This window comes from Bradyrhizobium algeriense (genome assembly GCF_003062295.1).
Taxonomy (GTDB): domain Bacteria; phylum Pseudomonadota; class Alphaproteobacteria; order Rhizobiales; family Xanthobacteraceae; genus Bradyrhizobium; species Bradyrhizobium algeriense.
The window spans coordinates 611,359-628,247 of sequence record NZ_PYCN01000001.1 but is presented as its reverse complement, the minus strand read 5'-3'; the positions used below and the strand labels follow the sequence as shown (position 1 = coordinate 628,247).

Here is a 16,889-nt window from a genome sequence, read left to right as displayed (position 1 = left end):
GCGGCCGTCCGTCGCGGACCCGGACGTAGATTGAGTTGGGTGGGCAAAGGCGCGTTAGCGACGTGCCCACCATCCATCGCCGATCACGCCTCTTATGGTGCGCACGCTTCGCTTCGCTCGCAATGACGATGTGGAGGCAAGGGGTGCGACAAAAACCACTTGTCGGGCAAATCACCAAAAGTCTGTCCAGCCCTCCGTGCAAAAATATTCCGCTTTCGTTCTCACCCAAATCACCGGCATAACTCCGCCCGTCTCACGGCAGATGAGGGGCGTTGGCCATCGTCACGAACGCGCGGTGAGATGCGATGGACGCAAGAGCTGCGACTGACGTGTGTGGCTCAAGCGTACGGCGAAGTCGTGTGGTCCTGACGCCGCGGTGCTGGCGCTAAGTTTCACGAGTTACCTCGTGGGGCGACGGTGGCAAGAAAGCCGTTCACCGGGGAGAGCTCGAAGTAAGCCGTAGAGCCATTGCGCAGGGAAGGCCGGAATGCTCCCGCTGCCCTGTATGCTCGTGTGCAGTTTTGTTTGCGCAAATCGCACGCGAGACCGCGGGTGCAGCAAGCACCCGGTCTTCCCTGCGCCCTCTGAACAAGAGGGCGGGAAGTTGATAGCAAACCTCGGACGCAATGCGCCGCGAGATCGCGAAACTATATCCACGTCATTGCGAGCGAAGCGAAGCAATCCACCTCTCCACTTGCCGCGCTATGGATTGCTTCGCTCTGCTCGCAATGACGGTTGGGTAGCCGCGCGAACAACAGCGCATCACGCCGCCGGCTGCGCCACGTTGTCTTCGCTGGCGAGCAGATGAATCAGCGCGCTCTTGATCGCGGCCTGCCGGGTCGGCGCGTTGATCTGGGCACCCAGGAGGTCGGTGACGTAGAACACGTCGCGGGCGCGTTCGCCGAAGGTCGCGACATGGGCCGACGCAATGTTGAGGTTGAGCTTCGAGATCGCGGTCGTCAGCTGATACAGCAGACCGGGGCGGTCGAGGCCGGAGACCTCGATCACGGTGTAGCGGTCCGACCACTGGTTGTTGATGGTCACTTCAGGCTCGACCACGAACGCGCGCACCTTGCCGCGGTTGGCCGCCTTGCGGGCCACCACTTCGGGCAGCCGCAATTTGCCTTCCAGCACCTGCTCGATCATCTCGCCGATGCGGGTCGCGCGCCGTCCCTCGTCCTCGTCGCGATCGTATTCCCTTGATATCGCGATGGTGTCGAGCGCGCGGCCGTCGGTGGTCGTGTAGATCTGCGCGTCGACGATATTGGCGCCGGCCGACGCGCAGGCGCCCGCAATGATCGACAGCAGCCAGGGATGGTCGGTCGCGAGAATCGTCAGTTCGGTGACGCCGCGCGCCTCGTCGAAGCCGACATTGATCGCGAGCTGATGTCCGGCCTGTTCGCTGGCGCGGATGAAGCGCGCCTGGCGGATCTTGCGTTGCAGGTCGACCTTGAGCCAATAGGCGGGATAGTGCCGCCCGATATAGGCGTTGAGTTCAGCTTCCGGCCACTCGTTGAACGCGGCGCGGAATTCGGATTGCGCTACCGCAATGCGCTGCGCGCGGTTCACTTCCGAGAAGCCGCCGGTCAGCGCCGGCTCGGTCTCATAATACAGCGTGCGCAGCAGCTGCGCCTTCCAGCCGTTCCACACGCCGGGGCCGACACCCCTGATGTCGGCGGTGGTCAGGATGGTCAAAAGTTTCATCTGCTCGACGGATTGCACGACGGCAGCAAAATTCTCGATCGTCTTGCGGTCGGAGAGATCGCGCGACTGCGCCACCGTGGACATTGTGAGATGTTCCTCGATCAGCCATGCCACCAGCTCGGTATCGGCGGTGCTGAAACCGAGCCGCGGGCACAATCGCCGCGCCACCTTGGCGCCGGCGATCGAGTGATCCTCGAGCCGGCCCTTGGCGACGTCGTGCAACAGCGTGGTGATGTAGATCACCGCGCGATGCTCGGGTTGAATCTTGCGGAACAGGTCGCTCGCGACCGTGAACTCGTCATTGCCGCCGCGCTCGATCTCCTGCAGGTGGCCTATGCAGCGGATCAGATGCTCGTCCACCGTATAATGGTGGTACATGTTGAACTGCATCATCGACACGATCTTGCCGAAGGCGCGGATGAAGTGACCGAGCACGCCAGTCTCGTTCATGCGCCGCAGCACGGTCTCCGCGTTATCGGACGTCAGGATCTCCATGAACAGCCGGTTGGCTTCCGGATTTTCGCGAAGCTGGGCGTTCACCAGCTTCAGCGAGCGCGTCACCGTGCGCATCGCGTCGGGATGGAAGGCGAGGTTGTTCTTCTGCGCCAGCTGGAAGATCCGGATCAGATTGACCGGGTCGTGCTTGAAGACGTCAGGCGCGGCGAGGTTGATGCGGTTGTTGTCGATGATGAAGTCGTCGCTGTCGGGCACCCGCCGCCGCTTGGTGCCCGGCCGCAACCGCGCCACCATGCGGCTCAAGACCGGCGCGGGCTTGGCCTGTTCCTCTTCCAGCTTGGCGCACAGGATCGCGGTCAGATCGCCGACGTCCTTGGCGACCAGGAAGTAGTGCTTCATGAAGCGTTCGACATCCTGCAAACCGGGATGCGAGGTGTAGCCGAGCCGGACCGCGATCTCGCGCTGCATGTCGAACGACAGCCGCTCTTCGGCGCGCCCCGAGACGAAATGCAAATTGCAGCGCACCGACCACAGGAAATCGGCGCAGCGGCGGAAGGTGCGGTACTCCTGCGCGTCGAACACGCCGCGCTCGACCAGTTCGCCGGTCTCGCGCACGCGGTAGACGTATTTGGCGATCCAGAACAGCGTGTGCAGGTCGCGCAAGCCGCCCTTGCCGTCCTTGACGTTGGGCTCGACCAGATAGCGCGATTGCCCGGCGCGGCGGTGGCGTTCTTCGCGCTCGGCGAGCTTGGCGGTGACGAATTCGGAAGCAGTGCCCTGCACGACGTCCTTGTCGAAGCGGGCGACCAGTTCGTCATAGAGCGGCTGGTCGCCGGTCAAAAACCGCGTCTCCAGGATCGCGGTGCGGATCGTCATGTCGCCGCGCGCCTGGCGGATGCATTCGTCGACCGAGCGTGTGGCGTGGCCGACCTTCAATCCCATGTCCCACAGGCAATAGAGAATGGCTTCCGCGACCTGCTCGCCCCAGGCGGTCTGCTTGTAGGGCAGGATGAACAGCAGATCGATGTCGGACTCGGGTGCCATCAGGCCGCGGCCGTAGCCGCCGGTGGCGACCACCGCCATGCGCTCGGCGCCGGAGGGCACATGCGAGCGATAGAGATGCCGCGTGGCGGCCGAGTAGAGGATGCGGATGATTTCGTCCTGCATGAAGCAGAGCCGCTCCGCGCAGCGGCGGCCGTGGCGATCCCTGAGCAGCACGGCCTGCGCGGTCGCGCGCGCCGTGATCATCTCGGCCTTCAGGAGCTGCGCCAGCGCCGAGCGAAACACGTCCTCGCGGCCGGCATGTTTTTCGGCCAGCGCATCGACCGCCGCGGTGATCCGCGCGGTATCGAAACGTTCATCTTCCCCCGAGGGGGCCTCAATCACGATGCTGTCCATGGCTACCCGATAACGGACGGCACAAAGGCTGTCACGGTGGATTGTACGGTCGGATCAAAGCTATGCTGCCGAGGCCGCGAATGCCAGCCATAAGCTGTTGGAAAAACGTGGATTTCCGACGCGGCGTGTGGATGACCAGCGGCTCGGGATGACAGCGCGTCGATAGCGCTTTATATCCGGTGCACAAACAAAGTCGGGAGAACAAAATGGACGCCGCCGAACTTCGCGCGATGCAGGCCCCGATCAAGGAACGTTACAAGTCCGATCCCTCGGCCGCCGTCATCACCCTCAAAGCCAAAGGCTCGATCGACAATGAAGGCATCGCCTGCAAGGTCGAGACCGGCCGCGCGCTGGCGGTCGCTGGCCTCCACCCCGCCACCGGCGGCTCCGGTCTGGAACTGTGCTCCGGCGACATGCTGCTGGAAGCGCTGGTTGCTTGCGCCGGTGTGACGCTCAAATCGGTGGCCACCGCCGTTGACGTTCCGCTCAGAAGCGGCAACGTCACTGCCGAAGGCGATCTGGATTTTCGCGGCACGCTCGGCGTCGACAAGGAAGCTCCGGTCGGCTTCGAGGAGATCCGCCTGCGCTTCGAGGTCGGCACCGACGCGCCGCAGGACAAGCTCGACCTGTTGCTCAAGCTGACGGAGCGCTATTGCGTGGTCTACCAGACCATCAGGAACGGCCCGAAGGTGTCGGTGTCGATGAAGCGGGTGTGAGGCAATCTCGGTGTCGTCCCTGCGAACGCAGGGACCCATAACCACCGAAGTCCATTGGTGCGGGAAGTATCAACCCGCACCTCCCAAAATCGATAAGCCGCGGCGTATGGGTCCCTGCTTTCGCAGGGACGACGGATAGACCATGTCCCCCGAACTCGCCTTCATCCTGACGCTCGGCCTGCGCATGGCGATCACCGCGGCGTTCGTGGTGACCGCTTCCATCGTCACCGAGCGTTCGGGCCCGGTGATCGGTGCGCTGATCGCAACGCTGCCGATCTCGGCCGGGCCCTCCTACGTGTTCCTCGCGCTCGATCATGACGCGGCCTTCATCGCCGAGGGCGCGCTGGCAAGTCTGCCGATCAACGCCGCGACGATCTTCCTCGGGCTGGCCTATGTCGTGCTGGCGCAGCGTCATGGCGCGCTACTTAGTTGCTTCACGGCGGTGGTCGTGTGGCTGTCGCTCGCCGCCATCATCCGTTCGGTGCAATGGTCGCTGGCCGGCGGCCTGATCGCCAATGTCGTCGCTTACGCCATCTGCGTGCCGCTGCTCGCCCGCTACCGCCACGCCAAGATGCCGCCGATCAAACGCCGCTGGTACGACATTCCGCTGCGGGCGTCGCTGGTCGCAACGCTGGTGGCGACGGTGGTCACCACATCGAGCTGGGTCGGACCCAAGGTCAGCGGCATGATCGCGCTGTTCCCGGTCGTGTTCACCTCCATGATGCTGATCCTGCACCCGCGCATCGGCGGCCCGCCGACCGCGGCCGTACTCGCCAACAGCGCCTGGGGCCTGATCGGCCTGGGCATCGCGATATCAGTGCTGCATGTTGCGGCACTGCAGTTCGGCTCGGCGATCGGGCTGAGCTTGGCGCTGGCGACGTGTGTGGCGTGGAATCTCGGCCTGTGGTGGCTCGGGCGGAGGAAGGCGGCGCGGTGAAGCCGTAGCCCGGAAGGAGCGAAGCGCAATCCGGGGCCGGCCGATCCGCGGGTGAGATTCCCGGATTGCGCTGCGCTCCATCCGAGTTACGGACTCGTTACCCCTTCGGCAATTTCGCCTTCAGCGCATATAGCGCCTCCAGCGCCTCGCGCGGCGACATCTCGTCGGGATGCAGCGCCTTCACGGCTTCCATCATCTGCTCGGCCTCGCTCGGCGGCGCGGGTTCGGCGGCGGCACGGGAGGGGACGGCGAACAGCGGCAAATCGTCGGCCAGCGCACGCGCCGTCTGGCCGCGGTCTTGCGCTTCGAGCTTCGCCAGCACCGACTTGGCGCGCGTGATCACCGCCGACGGAAGGCCAGCGAGTTTGGCGACCTGGATGCCGTAGGAACGGTCGGCCGAACCCGGCAGCACCTCGTGCAGGAATACGACGTCGCCCTGCCATTCCTTGACGCGCACGGTGGCGTTGAACATCCGCGGCAGCTTGGCGGAGAGCGCGGTCAGCTCGTGATAATGTGTGGCGAACAGCGCGCGGCAGCGGTTGGCCTCATGCAGATGCTCGATCGCGGCCCATGCGATCGACAGGCCGTCGAAGGTCGCGGTGCCGCGGCCGATTTCATCGAGGATGACCAGCGAGCGCTCGCTAGCCTGGTTGAGGATGACGGCGGTCTCGACCATCTCGACCATGAAGGTCGAGCGGCCACGCGCGAGATCATCCGCCGCGCCGACGCGGGAGAACAGGCGATCGACGACGCCAATCCGGGCGCGTGATGCCGGCACATAGGAGCCGATCTGCGCCATCAGCGCGATCAGCGCATTCTGGCGCAGGAAGGTCGATTTGCCCGCCATGTTCGGGCCGGTGATCAGCCAGATCTGGCCGGATTTTTGCGCGGGGCTAGGCGACAGGTCGCAGGCGTTGGCGATGAACGGCTGGCCGGCCCGCTTCAGCGCCTGTTCGACGACGGGGTGCCGGCCGCCCTCGACGGCGAAGCCGAGCGAGCCATCGACCTCGGGTCGCACATAATTGTCATCGACCGCCAGCTTTGCGAGCGCGGTCGCGACATCGAGCAGCGCGAACGCATGCGCCGCGGCACGCAGGTCGTCGCTGGCCGCCAGCGCCATCGCGCAAAGCCGCTCGAAAATCTCCAGTTCCAGATTGAGCGCGCGGTCGCCCGCATTGGCGATCTTGGCTTCGATCTCGCCGAGTTCGGACGTCGTAAAGCGAACCTGGCCGGCCAGCGTCTGGCGATGGATAAAGGTCGCATTCAGCGGCGGCGCCATCAGCTTGTCGCCGTGCTGCGCGGTAACCTCGACGAAATAGCCGAGCACGTTGTTGTGCCGGATCTTGAGCGCCTTGATGGAGGTCAGGTCGGCATAGCGGGCCTGCATCGCGGCGACGACGAGGCGGGAGGCGTCGCGGAGATTTCGGCTCTCGTCGAGCGCGGCCTCATAGCCTTCGCGGATGAAGCCGCCGTCGCGCTTGATCAGCGGCAATTGCTCGGCGAGCGCGCGTTCAAACTCGCGCGCGAGGTCGCGCGAGGGACGGCGTAGCGCCTCCATAACGGCTACGACTTCCGATGGCGGCGCTTCGAGCTGCGCAAGCCGCGCCAGTGCCTGGTCGGCGGCAAGGATTCCATCGCGCAAGCCTGCAAGGTCGCGCGGGCCGCCGCGTCCGACCGACAGCCGCGCCAACGCGCGCGACATGTCGGGCGCGGCGCGCAGCGTGGTCCTGACATCGTCACGCGCCGCGCTATCGGCGACAAATGCCGTAATCGCGTCCAGCCGCCGTGCGATTCCTACGCTGTCCGTGAGCGGCGCGGCGAGACGTTGCGCCAATAGCCGCGAGCCCGCGGCGGTAACCGTGCAATCGATCGCATCGAGCAGCGACCCGCGCCGTTCGCCTGACAGCGTGCGGGTCAATTCGAGATTGGCGCGGGTAGCGGGATCGATCGCCATGGTCGTTCCGGCGGCCTCGCGCGAGGGCGGCGACAGCGGCGGGCGCTTTCCGACCTGCGTGCGGTCGATATAGGTGACGGCGGCGGCGGCCGCGGTCGCCTCCAGCCGCGACATCGCGGACAAACCATCCATCGTCGCGACCGCGAAATAGTCGCACAGCCGCCGTTCGGCGGTGGCGCCATCGAAGACGTCGCGGGTGAGCGGCGTTACTGACGGCAATTCGCGCAGCAGCGGGCCCAGATCAGGATCGCCATAGAGCGCGTCGGTGACGATGACCTCATTCGGATTGATCCGCGCCAGCGTCGCCGCGAGTTCCGCGGTCGCGCATTCCGTGACCATGAATTCGGACGTGGAGATGTCGATCCAGGCCAGGCCAATGCGGTCGCCACCGGAGGAGGCCCGCGCGCGCGCGATCGCCAGCAGGTAATTGTTGGTGCGGGCATCCAGCAGCGTGTCTTCGGTCAGCGTGCCCGGCGTCACCAGCCGCACCACGCCGCGGGCCACCACGCTCTTGTTGCCGCGGGCGCGTGCCGCGGCGGGATTCTCGGTCTGCTCACACACCGCGACCCTATGGCCGGCGTTGATCAGCCGATGCAGATAGTCCTCGGAGCGCTCCACCGGCACGCCGCACATCGGGATATCCATGCCCTGATGCTTGCCGCGCTTGGTCAGCACGATACCGAGCGTTCTGGAGGCGATTTCGGCGTCCTCGAAGAACAGCTCGTAGAAATCGCCCATCCGGTAGAACAGTAGGAGCCCGGGATGGGCGGCCTTGATCTCCAAATATTGTTCCATCATCGGCGTGACGCGCGAATTTGCATCAGGTGCCGGCGTGGCCTCGGGCGGTGCGGGGGAGGGGATGGATTGCTGGATCGTCATTACGGGCGGCAAACTACAAAATTTCGCGGTCCGGTCCTATTCCCATACCCGCGTTGTCAGAGTTTTCCACGCCCGGCGCTCTCCATCTCATCACGCCAGCGTTGAGGGCATGACGGACCTGCCGCGAAAGCATCATACGGGAACGTCGCCTCAATTGACCTGTCGCGGGCGCGCTCCTAAAACTCGCCATCAAGCCTAGCGGGTCAACGCCTAAAGCGCGGTATTCAGGGAGAAACTCAATGCGTGATGTGTTCATTTGCGATGCCGTCCGGACCCCGATCGGCCGTTTCGGCGGCTCGCTCGCCAAGGTGCGCGCCGACGATCTGGCCGCCGTTCCGATCAAGGCTCTGATGGCGAAGCATCCCGGGCTCGACTGGGCGCAGGTGGACGAGGTGTTTTTCGGCTGCGCCAACCAGGCCGGCGAGGACAACCGCAACGTCGCGCGCATGGCGCTGTTGCTGGCGGGCATTCCGGAATCGGTTCCCGGCCAGACCCTCAACCGTCTCTGTGCGTCGGGTCTCGATGCCGTCGGCGCCGCGGGCCGGGCGATCCGAGCCGGCGAGATCGATTTCGCGATTGCCGGCGGCGTCGAGTCGATGACCCGCGCACCGTTCGTGATAGGCAAGGCGCCGGAAGCGTTCGCGCGCTCGGCCGAGATCTACGACACCACCATCGGCTGGCGCTTCATCAATCCCTTGATGAAGGCGCAATATGGCGTCGATGCGATGCCGGAGACTGGCGAGAACGTGGCCGAGGAATTCCAGGTTTCGCGCACCGACCAGGATGCGATGGCGATCCGCTCGCAGCAGCGCGCAGGCGCTGCGATCGCTTCCGGCTATTTCGCCGAGGAAATCACGCCGGTGTCGGTGCCGGGCGGCAAGGCCGGGCCGATCACGGTCGATAAGGACGAGCATCCGCGTCCGGAGACCACGCTGGAGGGGCTGACGAAATTGAAGCCGATCGTGCGCAATCCCGGCACGGTGACGGCGGGCAATGCGTCGGGCGTCAATGACGGCGCGGCGGCGATGATCCTGGCGTCGGAAGCTGCGGTGAAGAAGCACGGGCTGACGCCGCGGGCGCGCATCCTTGGGTTAGCCTCGGCTGCGGTGCCGCCGCGCATCATGGGCATCGGCCCGGTGCCGGCGACGAAGAAACTGATGGAGCGGCTCGGCATCAAGATCTCTGACTTCGATTTGATCGAGCTCAATGAAGCCTTCGCCTCGCAGGGCATAGCCTGTCTGCGGCAACTGGGCGTCAAGGACGACGCCGACTTCGTCAACCCGCATGGCGGCGCGATCGCGCTCGGCCATCCGCTCGGCATGAGCGGCGCGCGGCTGGCGTTGACGGCGGTGCACGGCATGGAGAAGCGGGGCGGGAAGCTTGCCTTGGCAACCATGTGCGTCGGCGTCGGTCAGGGCGTTGCGGTCGCGATCGAAAAGATTAATTAAAACAGCTAATTGGGAGAGTGAAAAACAGTCCTTTCCCGGATTAGTTATGTCATATAATGATCTGGCGGGCGCGGCTCAGCGACAAAATTGCAAAGCAATTTTGCGCTGCGAGCGCGATGCGAGGGAGGAATTCGTCATGACATTGGTCTATCCAGTGCAAAGTCTCGCGGCGCATCCGCCGCGGCTGTCCCCCGCCTACAAGAGCACGATCAAGCGCTCACCTTCCAAGCCGCTGATCCCGATGCGGCACACGCTGTCGGAATTGACCGGGCCGGTCTACGGCCACGAGACGGTGCGCGAGAACGATCACGACCTCACCGTTCAAGGCAAGGGCGAGCCGCTCGGCGAGCGCATCATCGTGCACGGCCATGTGCTCGACGAAGACGGCCGCGGCGTGCCGAACGCGCTGGTCGAACTCTGGCAGGCCAACGCCTGCGGCCGTTACGTGCATGTCGTCGACCAGCATCCCGCGCCGCTCGATCCGAATTTCACCGGTGCCGGCCGTGCGCAGTCGGACGCGCAAGGCTATTATCGCTTCGTCACCATCAAGCCCGGCGCCTATCCCTGGGGCAATCACCACAACGCCTGGCGGCCGGCCCACATCCACTTCTCGGTGTTCGGCCATTCGTTCGTGTCGCGTCTGGTGACGCAGATGTATTTCCCAGGTGATCCGCTGTTCCCGTTCGATCCGATCTTCAATTCGGTGACCGACGAGAAGGCGCGCAACCGGATGATTTCCGCGTTCGATCTGGAGAACACCAAGCCGGATTGGGCGCTGTGCTACCGTTTCAACATTGTGCTGCGCGGGCGCAACGCCACGCCGATGGAGAAAAAGTAAGTGCAACAGACCAAGCCAGACGGCCTCACCCCGTCGCAGACCGTTGGCCCCTATTTCGCCTACGGCCTGACCTCGAACGGCAAATACGACTGGAACGACGCCTTCAGCAACAACCTCGTGACGCCTGATACGTCGGGCGAACGCATTCGCATCGAGGGTCAGGTGTTCGATGGCGACGGCGCGGTCGTGCCGGACTGCATGCTGGAGATCTGGCAAGCGGATGCGCAGGGACGGTTCTCCGATCCGCAGGACAAGCGGGCGCTGCCGAATTCATCGTTCAAGGGATTCGGCCGCATCGGCACCGATGCGAAGGGTGGTTATGCCTTCGACACCATCAAGCCGGGCCACGTCGCCGATCCCGACGGCAAGCCGCAGGCGCCGCATATCGTGCTCGCCGTGTTCGCGCGCGGCATGCTGCTGCACAATTATTCGCGGATCTATTTCGACGGCGAGGCCGCCAACGCGTCAGATCCCGTACTGGAGCTGGTGCCGGCCGATCGCCGCGCCACGCTGATCGCGACGCGCCAGCCGGGCGGCAATGCCGTCTATCGTTTCAACATCCACCTGCAGGGCGACAAAGAGACGGTGTTCTTCGACGTGTAGCTGCATTCACATCGCAGCCGAGGCGACGCGAGAGGCAAGACTTCGCACATGATGACGCTTCGCCAGGTCGAGGTGATCCGCGCCGTGATGGTGACCGGCACGATCGGCGGCGCGGCGCGGCTTCTGAATGTATCCGCGCCCGGCATCAGCCGGCTGGTGAAATACACCGAGAAGTCGCTGGGCGTTCGCTTCTTCCAGCGCCAGAACGGGCGCTATTTCCCGACGGCGGAAGCCCGCAACATCTTCGAGCAGATCAACGGCGTCTACGAGAAGATGGATGATCTCTCCGAGATCATTTCCAAGATCGGACGCGGCGATCTGTCCGAACTGCGTATCGGCTCCGTGCCCAGCATCTCGCAGGTCATGGTGCCGCGCGCGATCGAGCGGGTGCGGCGCCGCTATCCGGAACTGCGGATCGACATCAACATCCTCAAGATCGAGGAGGCCGTCGATTATCTGCTGCTGGGACGTGGCGATTGCGTCGCCATGAGTTATCGGCTCGAGCATCCCGGCCTCGACTTCCTGCCGCTGGCGTCGGGCGAGTTGTTCTGCATCGTGCCGGCGGGGCATGAACTTGCCGGATGCAAGCAGGTCTCGGCCGCGGAGATCATCCGCTATCCCCTGATCGGCATCGATCCCAACGATCCCTATGGAAGGATCATGGCGGAGATATTTGCGCGCAACAAACTCGACTACGACATCACCATCCGCGCGCGTTTCGGCACCACCGTGTGCGCGCTGGTCAAGGCCGGTCTAGGCATTGCCGTGATCGACCAGTTCACCGTCGCTCATGGCGGTTATCCCGGTGTCGAATTGTTGAAAATCGTCGAGCCGACCAGGTTCGACACCTACATTGCGGTGAAGCGCGGTGCACCGCTGTCGCTTCACATCGAGCATTTCATCGAATGCCTGCGCTCGGAAATGCGGGCGGTGGGACCGGGCAAGGCGGCGCCGCGGAAGTCCGATTCCAGGCCGCGGAAGAAATAACATGATGTTATCTATACGGCATAAATGGGTAATTGTGTTAGGTCGGCAAAGCGCTATCGTCTGGGCGGATCGGGACCTATCCCGAACCGACCGCTGCCGCCAACGCGCATTGCGCCGATGACGAGATCATGAGCCCTGCCGCCCGACCGCTCGCTCCAGCCGATCGCCGCTTTCTCACCGGCCTGATCGGCGCGCCGATCGCGCATTCGGCGTCGCCGGCGATGCATGAGTGGGCCGCAGAGGCGCTCGGCGCACATTGCCACTACCAATTGATCGAAGTCGCGGGCGCTGGCCGCGAAGAATTGCGGCTGCTGCTCGATGGCGTGCGCCGTCTGGGCTTTGCGGGCGTCAACGTCACCTTTCCGTACAAGGAGGCGGTGGTCTCCCTGCTCGATGAATTGTCGCCGGGTGCGCAGGCGATCGGTGCGGTCAACACCGTCGTGGTCCGCGATGGCCGGCTGATCGGACATAACACCGACGCGACAGGATTTGCCCGGGCGATCACCGAGCTCGTCCGTGATCCCGCACAGAGCTCGGTTGCCGTGATCGGCGCAGGCGGCGTCGGCAAGGCGATTACCTTTGCGTTGGCCGGGCTTGGTGTCGCCGAGATCAGGATCTTCGACACCGACCGCGCCAAGGCTACGCAACTCGCCGCCCAGATCGGGAAACGCGGCAAAACAAGTGTTGCCGGCAGCGTCGAGGATGCGATGAGCGGCGCCACCGGGGTCGTCAACGGCTCGCCGGTCGGCATGCTGCCGAACCGTGGCACGCCCATCCCGGATGCTCTGCTGCATAAGGGCGTGTGGGTCGCCGACGCGGTCTATACGCCGCTCTGGACGCCGCTGTTGAACGCCGCAAAGGCTGAGGGTGCCGAGGTCATGACCGGGCGCGAGCTTGCGATCTATCAGGCCGCGGACGCATTCGAACTGTTCACGGGATTGAAGCCATCGGCCGTCGAGATGGGAAATGCATTCGACGCCGTCATGGCCAAACGCTACGCTAAAGTGAACGCAGCTTAGAGCATGATCCGGAAAAGTGGGCACCGGTTTTCCGAAAAGATCATGCTCAAATCAAAGAACGCGACCGGTCACAAGGTCGCTTGTTGTAACGAGAAGAGGGGATGGAAATGAGATCTCGAATTTTCGCTGGGCTCCTGCTTGCCACCGTGTCGGCCGCAGCCGCGTTCGCGCAAGGGGCGCCAATCAAGCTCGCCAACGTCGCCGAACTGTCCGGCGGCGGGGCCACCGTCGGCAACAACTGGAAAAACGGCATCGACCTTGCGATCGAGGAGATCAACGCCAAGGGTGGGCTGCTCGGCCGCAAGCTGGAAGTCACGCATGCGGATTCGCAGTCGAATCCCGGCGTCGCACGCGCGCAGGTGCAGAAGGCGCTCGACAACGAGCCCTACGTGCTGCTCGGACCCGGCTATTCCGGCTCCGTCAAGGTCACTTCGCCGCTCGCCGCCGAAGCCGGCATCACCCAGATCATGGGTGGCGAGGCCGCCGAACTGACGCAGGGCGGCAACAAGTTTCTGTTCCGCACCTCGTTCGGCCAGCAATCTTCGATGCCGAAGGTCGCCAAATACATCAACGACGAGCTGAAGGCGAAATCGGTCGCGATCGTCTGGGTCAACAACGACTTCGGCAAAGGCGGCCGCGACGTCATCACCAAGGAATTCGCCAAGTACAACATCAAGGTCGCCGCCGACATTTCCACGGAAGCCGGTCAAGCCGACTTTGCCGCCGACGTCAGCAAGATCAAGGCCGCCGCGCCGGACGCGGTGTTCGTCTATGTCAACGAGGAAGAGAGCGCGCGGATGCTCAAAGAGCTGAAGCGCCAGGCGATATCAGTGCCGTTGATGGGCGAGACGACGCTGGTCGGCCAGAAGGTCGTCGAACTCGCCGGCGATGCCGCCAACGGCGCGCGCGGCCATGTCGGCCTCACCACCGATGCGCCGGTCGATCTGGTCAAGGCCTTCCGGGAAAAGTTCGTCAAGAAGTACAATTACGTCCCCGATCATAACGGGCTGAAGGGCTACCTCGCGATCTACATGATCAAGGCGACCACCGAGAAGATGGGCAAGGTCGACGCCAAAAAGTTCGCCGACAATCTGCACGGTCTCACCATCAAGGCCGCGAGCGAGCCCGGCATCCTGATGGATGTCACCTTCGACGAGAAGGGCGACATCGATCGCCAGGGATTCCTGGTCGAGATCGTCGACGGCAAGCAGGTCGTCAAGCAGGTGCTGCCGAAACTGAACTGAGCCGCGACGGGGCGTGCGCGCGATCGTGCGCCCCCGAGATCAGCATGGTGAAAATGATTGACGCCGTCCGCATGTGACGGGTGAGGGGAGGAGCATGTCCAATCTGCTCGATCTGCTCGTGGCGGGCCTTGCGACCGGGGCGATCTATGCCCTCGTCGCAGTCGGTTTCACGCTGCTGTGGCAGACGTCGCAAACCATCAATTTCGCGCAGGGCGAATTCGTGATGCTGCCGGCGTTCCTGATGCTGGCGGTGATGAATGCGGGTGCGCCGTTCTGGCTCGCTATCATCCTCGGCATCCTGCTGTCGCTGCTGCTGCTCGGGCTCGGCTTCAAGCTGCTGCTGGTCGATCCGATGCTGCGGCACGGCGTGCTGCCGCTGGCGATTGCGACCATGGCGCTGGCGATCGGCATGAAAGAGGCGGTGAAGCAGTTCTTCAGCGCCGAGGCGTCGCCATTCCCCTCCATCGTGCCGGCCGGTGATGTCTCGATCCTTGGCCGGGTGGTCTCGTTGCAGAGCCTCGGCGTGCTCGCGCTCGCGATCGCGGTGGTGATCGGATTGACCATGCTCCTGAACCGCACCTCGATCGGCCATCAGATGCAGGCGACCGCGCAGAATCCGACGGTCGCCCGCATCATCGGCGTGCCGGTCGAACGCATGATCCTGTTCACCTTCCTGATCAATGCGTTTCTGGTAGCGCTGGCCTCACTGCTGATCACGCCGATCTATCTGGCGAAATTCTCCTCCGGCGAAGTACTCGGGCAGGCCGCGTTCATCGCGGCGATCGTCGGCGGCTTCAACCAGGTGCGCGGCGCCATCGCTGGCGGGCTTTTGATTGGCGTAGTGGACAATCTCGCCGCCGCCTATGTATCGACGCAGTACCGCGCCGCCGTGCCTCTGATCCTCCTGATCGTCATCATCCTGTTCCGCCCGCAAGGCCTGCTCGGCCGGCCCGAGGAGCGCACGGTATGACCGCAACGGGAAAATATCTGCGCATCGCGGTCGGCATCGCCGTCATCGCGGCGCTGATTATCGTGCCGATGAATTTCAACCGCTATGGCCTCTACATCCTGAGCCAGTGGGCGGTGATGACGATCGCCGCGATGGGGCTCAATCTGACGCTCGGTTACGCCGGCCAGGTCTCGCTGGCGCAGGGCGCGTTCGTCGGCATCGGCGCCTATGCGGCGGCGATCATGACCTCGCAGGGCATGCCGCTGATCGCAGCACTTGGCGTTGCCATCGTGCTGTGCTTCGCCATCGGCTGGATCCTGGGCTATCCGGCGCTGCGCGTGCAGCACCACTACCTTGCCTTCGTGACGCTGGCGTTCTCGACGCTGGCGTTCCTGGTGTTCCGCAACGAGGACTGGCTCACCAAGGGCATCTACGGCATCTCCAACATTCCGCGGCCCAATGTTATGGGCTTCGCCACCAACCGCCCGTTGCCGTTCTATTATTTCTGCCTCGGCTCGCTTGCGCTCGTATCGTTGGCGATGTGGTGGCTGATCCGCTCGCCCTGGGGCCGTGCCTTTGTAGCGCTGCGCGAAAATCCGGTGCGGGCGCTCTCCCTCGGCATCGACACGCGGCGCTATACGCTGATGGCGTTCGCGATCGGATCGGCGCTCGGCGGCGTCGCCGGTACGCTCTATGCCCCGCTGACGCAGTACATCGATCCCGTTCCCTTCAACCTTTCGCTCTCGCTCGATCTGTTGATGATGGTGATTGTCGGCGGCTCCGGATTCTTCTTCGGGCCGTTCCTCGGCGCCATGATCGCGGTGCTCCTGCCGGAATGGCTGCGCTTCACGCACGGCTATTACCTGATGCTGTATGCGGTCGCGGTGATGCTGCTCCTGATCTATTCGCCGACCGGCATCCTCGGTATCCTCGACCGCTATCTGGCCGAACGCCGCACCAAGGCGGCGTCGGCGCTCCGCGCGGTCGCCAAATCCCGGCTGGAGACGGCGCCATGACCGCAGTCCTCGAAGTCAGCGACATCAAGAAGAGCTTCGGCGGCATCAAGGCCGTCGATGGCGTCAGCTTCGACGTGCAGGAGGGCGAGATCCTCGGCCTGATCGGCCCGAACGGTTGCGGCAAGTCCACGCTGTTCAACTGCATCCTCGGTCAGCTCACGCCGACCGGTGGCGAGGTCAAGGTCGACGGCAAGGTCGTGACCGGGTTGCGGCCGTCCGAATTGAATCGTCTCGGCGTCAGCCGCACCTTCCAGCTTCTGCAGGTGTTCCCGAAACTATCGGTGCGCGAGAACCTGATCCTCGCCGGGCAGGAACATCAGGGCAACATGATGTCGCGGCTGCTCGGTCCTTCTGACGCCGGATTATCAGCGGCGGCCGACCAGATGATCGGCTTCTTCAAGCTCGATCATCTCGCCACCGAAGCCGCCGGCGGCCTGTCCTATGGCCAGCAAAAGCTGCTTGATGCCGCGATGGCGTTCATGGGCGGGCCGCGGCTGGTGCTGCTCGATGAACCTGCCGGCGGCGTCAACCTCACCATGCTCGGCGACCTCAAGGAACGGCTGGCGGCGATCAACCGCGAGAAGCGCGCCACCTTTGTCGTGATCGAGCACAACATGGAATTCGTGATGTCGCTGTGTACCCGCGTCATGGTGATGGCGGAAGGCAGGCTGCTGGCGATGGGCACGCCGGCGGAAGTGCGCGCCAATCCCGCCGTCATCGAAGCCTATCTCGGCCACTAGA

At 64.1% G+C, this 16,889-nt stretch carries 13 protein-coding genes; 11 read left to right on the top strand and 2 right to left on the bottom strand.

Annotated elements, in window-relative coordinates; genetic code table 11:
* Positions 1-762 precede the first annotated feature (762 nt).
* Complete coding sequence (locus tag C7G61_RS02975; RefSeq protein WP_108512536.1) at positions 763-3,558, bottom strand: [protein-PII] uridylyltransferase; 2,796 nt, start codon at positions 3,556-3,558, stop codon at positions 763-765.
* A 206-nt stretch (positions 3,559-3,764) separates the two neighbouring features.
* On the opposite strand from C7G61_RS02975, the gene C7G61_RS02970 reads away from it, so the two are divergent.
* Together C7G61_RS02970 and C7G61_RS02965 are read left to right on the top strand one after the other, a co-directional pair.
* Entirely contained in the window at positions 3,765-4,274 is a 510-nt protein-coding gene (locus tag C7G61_RS02970; protein ID WP_108512535.1) for an OsmC family protein, read from the top strand.
* Positions 4,275-4,416: 142 nt separating this feature from the next.
* Positions 4,417-5,211, top strand: coding sequence for a hypothetical protein (locus C7G61_RS02965; protein ID WP_108512534.1), 795 nt, complete (start codon positions 4,417-4,419; stop codon positions 5,209-5,211).
* 97 nt (positions 5,212-5,308) lie between these two features.
* Here C7G61_RS02965 and mutS read toward each other — a convergent pair whose 3' ends face one another.
* Positions 5,309-8,044, bottom strand: coding sequence for a DNA mismatch repair protein MutS (mutS, locus tag C7G61_RS02960; RefSeq protein WP_108512533.1), 2,736 nt, complete (start codon positions 8,042-8,044; stop codon positions 5,309-5,311).
* A 239-nt stretch (positions 8,045-8,283) separates the two neighbouring features.
* On the opposite strand from mutS, the gene pcaF reads away from it, so the two are divergent.
* The 9 genes from pcaF to C7G61_RS02915 all read left to right on the top strand — a co-directional run bounded on the left by pcaF (position 8,284) and on the right by C7G61_RS02915 (position 16,888).
* Complete coding sequence (gene pcaF / locus C7G61_RS02955; protein WP_108512532.1) at positions 8,284-9,492, top strand: 3-oxoadipyl-CoA thiolase; 1,209 nt, start codon at positions 8,284-8,286, stop codon at positions 9,490-9,492.
* A 136-nt stretch (positions 9,493-9,628) separates the two neighbouring features.
* On the top strand, positions 9,629-10,330 hold the full coding sequence (pcaH, locus tag C7G61_RS02950) for a protocatechuate 3,4-dioxygenase subunit beta (RefSeq protein ID WP_108512832.1): 702 nt from the start codon (positions 9,629-9,631) through the stop codon (positions 10,328-10,330).
* Positions 10,331-10,933, top strand: a complete 603-nt coding sequence (gene pcaG, locus C7G61_RS02945) for a protocatechuate 3,4-dioxygenase subunit alpha (protein WP_108512531.1) — start codon at positions 10,331-10,333, stop codon at positions 10,931-10,933.
* Positions 10,934-10,981: 48 nt separating this feature from the next.
* Entirely contained in the window at positions 10,982-11,920 is a 939-nt protein-coding gene (locus C7G61_RS02940) for a LysR family transcriptional regulator (protein ID WP_108512530.1), read from the top strand.
* Positions 11,921-12,048: 128 nt separating this feature from the next.
* Positions 12,049-12,939 (top strand): shikimate dehydrogenase, encoded by an 891-nt coding sequence (locus tag C7G61_RS02935; protein WP_108512529.1) that lies wholly within the window; start codon positions 12,049-12,051, stop codon positions 12,937-12,939.
* A 107-nt stretch (positions 12,940-13,046) separates the two neighbouring features.
* Positions 13,047-14,183 (top strand): ABC transporter substrate-binding protein, encoded by a 1,137-nt coding sequence (locus C7G61_RS02930; protein WP_108512831.1) that lies wholly within the window; start codon positions 13,047-13,049, stop codon positions 14,181-14,183.
* Positions 14,184-14,277: 94 nt separating this feature from the next.
* Positions 14,278-15,153: a branched-chain amino acid ABC transporter permease gene (locus C7G61_RS02925; RefSeq protein WP_108512528.1), complete on the top strand. Its 876-nt coding sequence runs from the start codon at positions 14,278-14,280 to the stop codon at positions 15,151-15,153.
* Positions 15,150-16,148, top strand: a complete 999-nt coding sequence (locus C7G61_RS02920) for a branched-chain amino acid ABC transporter permease (protein WP_108512527.1) — start codon at positions 15,150-15,152, stop codon at positions 16,146-16,148. The genes C7G61_RS02925 and C7G61_RS02920 overlap by 4 nt, the downstream gene beginning before the upstream one ends.
* Positions 16,145-16,888 carry an ABC transporter ATP-binding protein gene (locus C7G61_RS02915; protein WP_108512526.1) on the top strand — a complete coding sequence of 248 codons (744 nt, stop codon included), beginning with the start codon at positions 16,145-16,147 and terminating at the stop codon, positions 16,886-16,888. The genes C7G61_RS02920 and C7G61_RS02915 overlap by 4 nt, the downstream gene beginning before the upstream one ends.
* The last annotated feature ends 1 nt before the right edge of the window (position 16,889 follow it).